A 9,921-nucleotide genomic window follows, 5' to 3' on the forward strand; every position below is an offset into this window, starting at 1 on the left:
GGTGGAGCCGCCGGGCCGACCGCGGGCACTACTGGTAGCAGGGCTTCTCGAACTTGAAGTCCTTCGCCGTGGGTCCGGTGAAGAAGTCCTCCACCAGGCCCACCCCGGTCGGGGCCTTCTCGTCCGGCTTGTAGATCAACGTCTGCCGGAACGCGGCGTCGTTGGAGTTGCCGGCGAAGTTGCCCGCGCCGGTGGGCAGCATGCCCTCGTAGTCCACCGAGCCCAGCTGCCGCACGGCCGCCAGCACGCCCGCCCTGGTCAGGTCCTTGTTCCCGGCCGCCTTCTCCAGCGCCGCCTTCAGCGGGTAGGACCACACCCACCCGGACGTGTAACCGTCGTTCGGGGTCACGCTCGGCAGCGCCTCGCGCAGCGCCTTGTGCCCGGGGGAGTCGGTCGCCCACGACTTCCACGGCGCCGACTGGAGGTACAGCGCCTTGATGGCGGGCGCCGCGGGGCTCTGCATCAGGCCCTGGTTCCACGTCGGTGAGGTGCCGATGAACTTGCCCTTGAACCCGCGCGCCGCGGTCTGGCCGATGATCACCGCCGCGTCGGTCGGGCCGGTGGTCAGGACGACCACGTCCGGCTTGTTCGCGAGCACGGCGTCGATCGCGCCGCCCTGGTTGTCCTGACCCGTCTGGGTGACCGCGTCGGAGTACGTCACGCCGCGCTTGTCGGCCGCGATCTTCACGCCCGCCGCCGCGTCGTCGCCGTAGTCACCGGGCAGGTGCACGGCCATCACGCTCTTCGCGCCCAGCTCGTCCACCGCGTAGTCCACCGAGTTCATCGACTCGACGCAGTAGTTCGCGCCCGACTCCAGCACGACCTCCTCCACGCCCCACAGCGACGTCCACGACGCGGGCACGCTCACCATCTGCGCGCTCTCCAGGTCGGGCAGGATCGCCGCGGTCGTGGGCGAGCCCAGCGTCTGCGCCAGGGCCAGGATCTTGCCCTTCATCTCCTGGTACACCTGGTTGTGGATCTGCGGGTTGTACTTGTTGTCCTTGACGTACGTGGTGACGTCGACGTCGTAGCCGCCGATGCCGCCCTTGTCGTTGACGCGCTTCCAGAACGCCTTCTGCGCCTCCGTGATCGGCACCGCCAGCGTCTTGAACGGCCCCTCGGTCAGGTCCGAGATCGACCCGAGGTAGATGCAGCCCCGGTCACTGTGGCCGGTGTCCGGGCAGGGCTCGGCGGTCACACCGAAGTCGACCTTGATGCCGCCCTTGCCCTCCTGCGGTGCCGCGCCGTCGCCGCCGCGACACGCGACGGAGGCCAGCGCCACCACGGAGAGCACCGCGAGCACCGCTCTGTGACTTGCCATCCCATCCACCCTTCAGTACGAGAAAGGCCAGGTGCGCCAGTAGTTGCGGACGCGCACCCAGATACCGAACAGGCCACGTGGTTCGACGATCAGGAACACCACGATCAGCAGCCCGTAGAGGACCGCCTCGACCTGGAACACCGTGACCGCACCGGTCGCGTCGGCGCTGATGAACGGCAGCACCGCGGGCAGCTCCCGGGTGATGCGCGGCAGCAGCGTGATGAACAGGGCGCCCATGATCGCGCCGGAGATGGTGCCCGCACCGCCGATGAGCACCATCGCGATGTACTGCACCGACAGCAGCAGGCCGAACGACCCCGGGTCGAAGAACCCGTTGACCACGAACAACAACGAGCCCGCCACACCGGCGTAGAACGACGACACGGCGAACGCCAGCGCCTTGTACCGGGTCAGGTCGACGCCGATCACGGCCGCCGCGAGGTCCCGGTCGCGCACCGCGGCGAACGCCCGCCCGATCCGCGACCGCACCAGGTTGCGGGCCAACACCGCGAAGATCACCAGCAGCACGAACATCAGCAGGTACAGCTGCTGCGGCCCGGTGAACAGCGCCGACGGCCGGTCCAACCGCACGCCGAACAGCTCCGGCACCGCCGCCGGCCGGCCCACGCCGGGACCGCCGGTCAGCGACGTCCACTCGCGGAACACGTGCTCCCCGAGGAACACCAGCCCCAGCGTCACGATCGCCAGGTACAGCCCGCGCAGCCGGACCGCGATCGGCGCGACGACCAGCCCGGCGAGCCCCGCGACCAGCCCGGACGCCAGCAGCCACACCGGCAGCGACGTCACGCCGAACCCGAGCACCCGCCCGTCCGGGTCACCCGACAGGGCGGCCCCGGTGTACGCGCCGATGGCCAGGAAGAACGCGTGACCCAACGACACCTGCCCCGCGTACCCGGTCGCGATGTTCAGCCCGATCGCGCCGATGGCCGCCACGAACCCGGTGGCCAGCAGCATGAGCAGGTCGTCGGTGACGGCGAACGGCACCAGCAGCGCCACCAGCACCAACGCCCCCGTCCACGCCCGCTTGGGGCGCGTGTTGAGGAACGCCATGTCCTGCGCGTACGAGGTGTACAGCTCCGGACGACCCTTCACAGCCGCTCCACCTCCTTGCTGCCGAACAGCCCGTAGGGCCGCACGAGCAGCACGACCAGCATCAGCACGTACGGCGCGACCAGCGCGAAGTTCGGTCCCAGCCACGGCGCGGCGTCACCCTGGTAGGTGCCGACGAGCGATTCCACGACGCCGACCGCGAGCCCTCCCACCACCGCGCCGCCCAACGAGTCCAGGCCGCCGAGGATGATTGCGGGCAACGCCTTCAGCGCGATCACCCACAGCTGCTGGTCGACGCCGGCGCCGGTGGCCACGAACACCCCGGCCAGCGCCGCCAGCCCGCCCGCGATCGCCCACGACAGCGCGAACACCGAGCCGACCGAGATGCCCTGCGCCAGCGCGACCTCCTGGTCGTGGGCGACCGCGCGCATGGCCAGCCCGACCCGGGAGTAGCGGAAGAACGCGAACAGCACCGCGACCACGACCACCGTCGTCCCGAACATCACCAGGTACCGCTGCTGCACCTCGACGCCGAGCAGCGTCACCGTGGACAGGCCCCACGGGTCGCCCACCTGCCGCACGTCCAGCCCGATGAACGCGTTGGTCACCACCCGCACCACCACGTCCACGCCGATGGTGATGATCGCGACCACGAACACCGGCTTGCCGATCATCGGCCGCAGCACGGTCCGCTCCACGCCCAGCGCCAGCACCGCGATCAGCACCGCCGCGATGGGCACGGCCGCGAAGAACCCGACGTCCGCGGCCAGGTAGCTGACCAGCACCGCGCCCGCCAGCATGAACGCCGGCTGGGCGAAGCTGATCACCCTGGTGGACTTGTAGATGATCACGAAGCCCAGCGCCAGCAGCGCGTAGATCGACCCGGAGCCCAGGCCCCGGATCAACGATTGCAGGAACTCGGTCATCCGCGCCCCCCGGGGTACATGTCCTCCACGAGCTCCCCGAACGCCTTGGCCAGCGCCGAGCGCTTGACCTTCTGCGTCGCGGTCAGCTCGCCGTCCTCGTGGTCCAGCTCCTTCGGCAGCATCCGGAACTTCCGGACCTGCTCCACGGTGGCGAACCGCTCGTTGACCCGCGTGACGACGCCCTGCACCAACTCGCGCACCTCGTCCTTCTCCGCCAGGTCGCGGTAGGTGGTGTAGGAGATCCGGCGCTGCCTGGCCCAGTGGCCGACGGTGTCCTGCTCGATGCCGATCAACGCCACCAGGTACGGGCGCCGGTCCCCGAGCACGACCGCTTCCTTGATGTACGGCGAGGCCTTCAGCGCGTTCTCGACCTCCGACGGCGCCACGTTCTTGCCGCCCGCGGTGATGATGATGTCCTTCATCCGGTCGGTGATGCGCACGTGCGTGCCGTCGACCCACTCGCCCACGTCGCCGGTGCGCAGCCAGCCGTCCGGGGTCATCGCCCGCCGGGTGGCGTCCGGGTCGCGCCAGTAGCCCGCGAACACGCCCGCGTGCCGGGTCTGGATCTCGCCGTCGTCCGCGATCCGCAGCTCCACGCCGGGGTGCGGCTCACCGACCGTGCCGACCTTCACCCGGCCGGGCCGGTTGCCGGTGGCGACCGCGCTGTTCTCGGTCATCCCGTACACCTCGTGCATCGGCACGCCGATGCCCATGAAGAACCGCAGCACCTGCGGCGAGATCGGCGCCGCGCCCGAGGACGCGTACCGGACGTGCCGCATGCCGATCCGGGTCTTCAACGCCCGGAAGCACAGCAGCCAGCCCACGCCGTACTTCAGCCGCGTGGCGGCGGTGTGCCTGCCGCCGTTGCGCACCAGCCGCTCGCCCAGCCCGTCGGCCACCCGGAGCCAGAACCGGGTGGTCACCCGCTTGACCCGGGTGGCGCTCGACGCGCTGATCGTGATGGAGGCCATCACCTTCTCCCAGATGCGGGGCACCCCGAACAGGATCGTGGGCTGCACCTCGCGCAGGTTCGCCTGCACGGTGTCGATGGACTCCGCGAAGTGCACCTGGATGCCGGCCGCCGCGCTGAACCAGGTGGTGAAGATCCGTTCGGCCACGTGGCACAGCGGGAGGTAGGAGAGCGTGACGTCCTCCGGTGACGGCGGCGGCGAGGTGAACCCGCCGCCCTCGACCAGCGACTCGACGGCGAACTCGACGTTGGCCACGGTCAGCATCGCGCCCTTGGGCGGCCCGGTGGTGCCCGACGTGTAGATCAACGTCAGCACGTCGTCCGGCTCGACCTCGCGCATCCGGCGCGCGACCGCGTCCGGGTGGGCCTCGCGGTGCTCCGCGCCCAGCGCCAGGAACTCGTCCCAGGACAGCAGCTCCGGGTTGGTGTAGCGGTGCCGGATGCCGCGCGGTTCGAGGTAGACGATGCGCTCCAGCTCGGGCAGGGAGTCCAGCACGGCCAACGCCTTGTCGACCTGCTCCTGGTCCTCCGCGATGAGCACGCGCGCGCCCGAGTGCGACAGCAGGTAGGCGACCTCGCTCGCCGGGTTCGTCGGGTAGAGGCCGACGGTGGTCGCGCGGACGGCCACCGCGCCGATGTCGGCGTAGAGCCACTCGCGGCGGTTCTCCGAGTGGATCGCGACCCGGTCGCCGGGGTCGACGCCGAGCGCCATCAGGGCGTGCCCGACGAGCTCGGCCTGCTCCCAGTACCGCGCCCAGGTGACCTCGCGCCAGATGCCGAAGTCCTTGGCCCTCAACGCCACCGCGTCCGGGGTGGCCGCCGCCCGGTCGCGCACGCGGGTGACCACGGTCGTGAGCCCGGTCGTCGTCGGGGCGCTCACGCGGTACCTCCCAGGCTGTGGTGGGCCTCGCCCAGGTACGCCCGCACCACGTCGGGGTCCTGCTGCACCTCGGCGGGCGTCCCGGTGCGGATCGGCTTGCCGAAGTCCAGCACCATCACCCGGTCGGCCAGGTCCATCACCAGGCCCATGTCGTGCTCGACCATGATCATCGCGATGCCGAGCTCGTCGCGGACGTCGAGCACGAACCGCGCCATGTCCTCGGTCTCCTCGACGTTCATGCCCGCGACCGGCTCGTCCAGCAGCAGCACCTTCGGCTCCATCGCCAGCGCGCGCCCGAGCTCCACGCGCTTCTGCACGCCGTAGGGCAGCAGGCCGACCGGCAGGCGTCGCCACTGCTCCAGCTCGAGGAAGTCGATCACCTCCTCCACCGCCGCCCGGTTGGCCAGCTCCTCGCGGCGGGCCCGGCCGACCCACGCGAACGCCGACAGCGCCCCGTACCGCATGTGGTTGTGCCGCCCGAGCATCAGGTTCTCCACCACGGTGAGGTGCGCGAACAGCTCGATGTTCTGGAACGTCCGGGCGATGCCCATGGCCGCGACCTTGTGCGGGCGCTTGCCCAGCAGCTCCTCGCCCTGGAACCGGACCGAGCCCGACTGCGGGCGGTACACCCCGGACAGCACGTTGAAGATCGACGTCTTGCCCGCGCCGTTGGGCCCGATGATGGCGAACAGCTCGCCCGCGTCGACGTGGAACGACACGCCGTCCACGGCGGTGACGCCGTTGAACGCGAGCCGCACGTCCCGCACCTCCAGCACGTCGCTCACGACAACCACCGCTTCCGCCGCTTGTAGTGCTTCACGTCGCGGAACGACCGCGCGGCGCCCTCGCCGCGCAGCCCCAGGTAGAACTCGCGCACGTCCTCGTCGGCCAGCAGCGCCGCGGCGGGCTTGTCCATCACGACCTTGCCGGTCTCCAGCACGTAGCCGTGGTCGGAGATGGACAGGGCCATGGTGGCGTTCTGCTCGACCAGCAGCACGGTCGTGCCCGCCGCGTTGATCTTCACGATCAGGTCCCGGATCTGCTGGACCATGAGGGGGGCCAGGCCGAGGCTCGGCTCGTCCAGCAGCAGGTAGCGCGGCTCGGACATCAGCGCCCGGCCGATGGACAGCATCTGCTGCTCGCCGCCGGACAGGTAGCCGGCGCTCTGCCGCCGCCGCTCGCGCAACCGGGGGAACAACTCGTACATCCGGTCCAGGTTCCGCTTGATGCCGCGCGGCCTGCTGTGCCCGCCGACGCGCAGGTTCTCCTCGACCGACAGCTCGGCCAGGATGCGCCTGCCCTCCAGCGCCTGCTTCACGCCCAGCGCGGCGATGCGCGTGGGCGAGGAGCGGTGGATCGGTTCTCCGTCCAGGGTGATGTCGCCGCGGGTGATCTTGCCGTCGTGCACGTCGAGGAGGCCGGAAAGCGCTCGCAGCAGCGTCGTCTTGCCCGCGCCGTTCGCGCCGAGCAGGGCGACGATCCGCCCCTCCGGAACCCTCAGGCTCACGCCGCGCAGCACCAGCATCACGTCGTCGTAAACCACCTCAAGGTTGTTCGCCTCGAGCACCAGGCGCCTCCTGGGGATGTCGGGGAGGCGATCAGTATGACGGCGATCACAGGGTTACCTACCACTGTTCGCAAACCGTGATGAACCAGCTCACGGCATGTTCGGCTTTCACGATTCTGTTGCTCAGTCCTGTGTGGACGGGTGCAGCGGGAGGGGTGCGACTGGTGTAACGGCAGGGGTGCCCGGGTATGCCCCCGGCGACTGCGCCGAGGAATCGTGAGGAGCGTTCGCCACGTATGGACGGCTCGGAGGTGGAGCTCAGGGTGGCGGCAAGGCCGGCCTACCTCTCGACGGTGCGCGCCGTCGCCAGCGCGATCGCCCGGGCGACGCCCGAGCTGGCCATCGACCTGGTCATCGCCGTCGACGAGGCGTGCAGCTCCCTGATCTCGCGGACCCTCGACCCGACCGCCGTCCTGCGCTGCCGGTTCGCCCGGGAAGGTGATTCCGTGCGCTTCCGGGCGGAGGTCCGGTCATCGGCCGTCACCGTTCCCGATCATGACTCGTTGTACTGGCGGGTTGTCAGTTCCGTGACCGATGCGGTGGCCACCTGGGTTGACGGGGAGGGCCGGTTGCGGGTCGAGTTGAGGTGTCGGGCATGAACGCCGTGGACTACCAGCCGCTGTTCCACGAGCTGGCGGAAGCCGAGCGGAACGGTGTGGACTACCAGCGGTTGCGGGATCGGTTGGTGACCGAGCACCTGCCCATGGCCATCCACATCGCGGACCGGTTCGCCGAGCGCGGCGAGTCCGTGGAGGACCTGCGCCAGGTGGCGGCCGTGGGGTTGATCAACGCGGTGGACCGGTTCGACGTCAGCCGCGGCATCGACTTCCTGGCGTTCGCCGTGCCGACCATCACCGGCGAGGTGCGGCGGTACCTGCGCGACCAGGGGTGGGCGCTGCGCGTGCCGCGGCGGTTGAAGGAGCTGTGCGTCGCCATCGACACCGCGCGGGTGGAGCTGTCCCGGCACACCGGCCGCACGCCCACGCCCAGCGAGGTCGCCCGCCACCTCGGCATCGGGGTGGACGAGGTCTACGAGGGCCTGCACGCGACCTCGGCCTACCACCTGCTGTCGTTGGACGAGGAGTCGATCAGCGACGAGCTGAACCACGCCGACCGCCTGATCAGCGACGATCCGGCCCTTGAGGTGGTGGAGCTGCAACACGCGTTGGATCCGATGCTCCGCGGGCTACCCAAGAGGGAGAGGCGGATCGTCGTGCTGAGGTTCTTCCAGGGCATGACGCAGAGCCAGATCGCGGACTCGGTCGGTGTGTCGCAGATGCACGTCTCGCGGCTGCTGAGCCGGTCGTTGGCCCGCCTGCGGTCCCTGCTCGACGACGAGTAGCGGCCGTGCTCCGGTGACGGGTTGCGCCGGCGGACCCCCGGTCCGGCCGGCGGAGGGAGACAGGGGTGATGGCCGTGGTGACGAGCCTGGCGGGCCTGGCGTGGCCGCAGCGGACGGCCTTGCTCCTGGGCGTGCTCCTGGTGGTGTGGGGCGTGCTGGACCTGCTGCGCTCCGAGCCGCCGCTCGCCGTGCTGCACGTCGTGACCGGAGTGGTGATCGGGGCGGCCGCCCTGCGCACCCGCGTGGCCCGGCTGGTGGGCACGTTGATCAGCGTGGTGTTCCTGGTCGTGTTCGCGTTCGGCGTGGGTGAGCCGGGAGGTGCGATGGACGCCGGCGTCGTGGGCAACGCCGTGCACCTGCTGATCGGCTTCGCCGCCGTGGCCGTCGCGGAGAGCTGCGCGTGGTGCGAACAACGAGCCCGCCGCACCGCCGGCTCCGGCTGACCCCCTGACCTCATCTTCTCCTCCCCTACCACCCCTGGGTGTGATGGTCGTCCCTTCCGGGTGCACTCGTCCGTCCTCGGTGTCACGGAACTTCGATCTTCACTCTTCCGCGTGTCGAGACGCCTGCGCATCGCGGCATGATTCGCTTGGCTCACTTGCGTTTCCGCTCTCGCAACCACCCACCGCGCTCACACGAACGCGACAGCGAAGGGGTCGACTACAGGAACACGACGGGGTGGCGGTGGGGTGGGGACGTCGTGCCGCCGGGGTGATCACGGGGTTACGGACCGCGTTGCGAAGGCGGTTGCACCACCCCCCTTTCGGGTATCTCCCGTGTGCACCCGAACGGGGAGGACCAATGCACACGGGAAGTCTGCACAACCTGGTCGACGTCGAAGGGCCTTTCGTCTCGGTGTTCCTCGACGTCGGTCACCACGTCGACCTGCGGTGGCGGGCGATGCGCGACCAGCTCCAGGCCATGTCCGCCGATCCGTACCTCGTGGCGTTGGCGCACAACACGATCATGTCCGGCGTGACCCCGCGCGGCCTGGCCGGGCGCGGCCTCGTGGTGGGCGGCGGGCGGGTGCTGGTCGACCAGTACGTCCCCGTGCCGCCTTCCGGTTACACCGCCCGCTTCGGCCCGAAGCCCTACATCCTGCCGCTGGTCGACCTGTCCGAACCCCTCCTGCCGCACGTGGTCGTCCAGGTCGGTGAGCACGGCGCGGACCTGCGCGGCGTCGACCCGACCGGTCGGCCGGTGGCGGTGGCGTCGGTGGGCGCGCGACGGCCGGGGCGGAGGCTCGACGAGTCCGAGCTGGCCGACGTCGCGGAGGAGGCGACCACCCTGGTGGACCGCCTGGGCGCACCGCTGCTGGTGCTGGCCGGCCCGCTGGCCGGGCGGCGGTCGCTGAGGGTCGCCCTCCCCAACCGCTACCACCACCTGGTCGTGGAGGTCGAAGGACCGCCCGATCGAGCGGTCCTGCACCTGGCCGGGCGCGCGAACCAGGACGCCCGCCGCGCCGTCGTCGAGCGCTTCCGCGACGAGTCGACCCGCCTGACCGGCCGCGCGGTGCACGGGATGCAGTCGGTCGAGAAGGCGCTGGCGGACGGTCGCGTCGACACCCTGCTGCTCACCGACACCCTCGTCGGTTCGCGCGAGGTCGACGGCGGGCGTGCCGACGAGGTGCTGCCGCTGCGCGCGGTCGAGTGCGGGGCCGAGATCGTGCTCGTGGGCGGCGCCGTCCGGCTGCACGAGGACGTCGGCGCCCTCCTCCGCGACTGACCCCACACCACACCTACCCGACCACCAATCCCCCACCGACCACCGGGCCACCCCCACCCTCACCCCCACGGCCGATCCGCGCTCAGGCCATGGGCGACCCCACCCCCGGGAGCCATGGC

At 70.6% G+C, this 9,921-nt stretch carries 10 protein-coding genes; 4 read left to right on the forward strand and 6 right to left on the reverse strand.

What is annotated here, in order from left to right; genetic code table 11:
- Window positions 1-28: 28 nt before the first annotated feature.
- The 6 genes from AB0G02_RS20590 to AB0G02_RS20615 are packed head-to-tail and all read right to left on the reverse strand — an operon-like array spanning window position 29 to window position 6,735.
- Window positions 29-1,321, reverse strand: coding sequence for an ABC transporter substrate-binding protein (locus AB0G02_RS20590; RefSeq protein ID WP_360796753.1), 1,293 nt, complete (start codon window positions 1,319-1,321; stop codon window positions 29-31).
- A 12-nt stretch (window positions 1,322-1,333) separates the two neighbouring features.
- Complete coding sequence (locus AB0G02_RS20595; RefSeq protein WP_360796756.1) at window positions 1,334-2,434, reverse strand: branched-chain amino acid ABC transporter permease; 1,101 nt, start codon at window positions 2,432-2,434, stop codon at window positions 1,334-1,336.
- On the reverse strand, window positions 2,431-3,318 hold the full coding sequence (locus AB0G02_RS20600; RefSeq protein WP_360796759.1) for a branched-chain amino acid ABC transporter permease: 888 nt from the start codon (window positions 3,316-3,318) through the stop codon (window positions 2,431-2,433). The genes AB0G02_RS20595 and AB0G02_RS20600 overlap by 4 nt, the downstream gene beginning before the upstream one ends.
- Window positions 3,315-5,168, reverse strand: coding sequence for an AMP-binding protein (locus tag AB0G02_RS20605; RefSeq protein WP_360796763.1), 1,854 nt, complete (start codon window positions 5,166-5,168; stop codon window positions 3,315-3,317). The genes AB0G02_RS20600 and AB0G02_RS20605 overlap by 4 nt, the downstream gene beginning before the upstream one ends.
- On the reverse strand, window positions 5,165-5,953 hold the full coding sequence (locus AB0G02_RS20610) for an ABC transporter ATP-binding protein (protein ID WP_360796766.1): 789 nt from the start codon (window positions 5,951-5,953) through the stop codon (window positions 5,165-5,167). The genes AB0G02_RS20605 and AB0G02_RS20610 overlap by 4 nt, the downstream gene beginning before the upstream one ends.
- On the reverse strand, window positions 5,950-6,735 hold the full coding sequence (locus AB0G02_RS20615) for an ABC transporter ATP-binding protein (protein ID WP_360796769.1): 786 nt from the start codon (window positions 6,733-6,735) through the stop codon (window positions 5,950-5,952). The genes AB0G02_RS20610 and AB0G02_RS20615 overlap by 4 nt, the downstream gene beginning before the upstream one ends.
- A 263-nt stretch (window positions 6,736-6,998) precedes the next feature.
- Between AB0G02_RS20615 and AB0G02_RS20620 the strand changes: the two genes are divergently transcribed.
- The 4 genes from AB0G02_RS20620 to AB0G02_RS20635 all read left to right on the forward strand — a co-directional run bounded on the left by AB0G02_RS20620 (window position 6,999) and on the right by AB0G02_RS20635 (window position 9,802).
- Window positions 6,999-7,334, forward strand: coding sequence for an ATP-binding protein (locus tag AB0G02_RS20620; protein ID WP_360796772.1), 336 nt, complete (start codon window positions 6,999-7,001; stop codon window positions 7,332-7,334).
- Window positions 7,331-8,077, forward strand: coding sequence for a SigB/SigF/SigG family RNA polymerase sigma factor (locus AB0G02_RS20625; RefSeq protein WP_360796774.1), 747 nt, complete (start codon window positions 7,331-7,333; stop codon window positions 8,075-8,077). The genes AB0G02_RS20620 and AB0G02_RS20625 overlap by 4 nt, the downstream gene beginning before the upstream one ends.
- Window positions 8,078-8,142: 65 nt before the next feature.
- The gene (locus tag AB0G02_RS20630) at window positions 8,143-8,520 is read left to right on the forward strand and encodes a hypothetical protein (RefSeq protein ID WP_360796777.1); all 378 of its coding nucleotides are present in this window, start codon (window positions 8,143-8,145) and stop codon (window positions 8,518-8,520) included.
- Between the two features lie 358 nt (window positions 8,521-8,878).
- Complete coding sequence (locus AB0G02_RS20635) at window positions 8,879-9,802, forward strand: hypothetical protein (RefSeq protein WP_360796780.1); 924 nt, start codon at window positions 8,879-8,881, stop codon at window positions 9,800-9,802.
- Window positions 9,803-9,921: the final 119 nt, after the last annotated feature.

This window comes from Actinosynnema sp. NPDC023658 (genome assembly GCF_040639995.1).
GTDB lineage: Bacteria > Actinomycetota > Actinomycetes > Mycobacteriales > Pseudonocardiaceae > Actinosynnema.

Excerpts from the sequence above, each read along its gene's own strand:
- AB0G02_RS20635 (WP_360796780.1), top strand. The coding sequence starts at position 8,879 with ATGCACACGGGAAGTCTGCACAACCTGGTCGACGTCGAAGGGCCTTTC.
- AB0G02_RS20600 (WP_360796759.1), bottom strand. The coding sequence starts at position 3,318 with ATGACCGAGTTCCTGCAATCGTTGATCCGGGGCCTGGGCTCCGGGTCG.
- AB0G02_RS20590 (WP_360796753.1), bottom strand. The coding sequence starts at position 1,321 with ATGGCAAGTCACAGAGCGGTGCTCGCGGTGCTCTCCGTGGTGGCGCTG.
- AB0G02_RS20625 (WP_360796774.1), top strand. The coding sequence starts at position 7,331 with ATGAACGCCGTGGACTACCAGCCGCTGTTCCACGAGCTGGCGGAAGCC.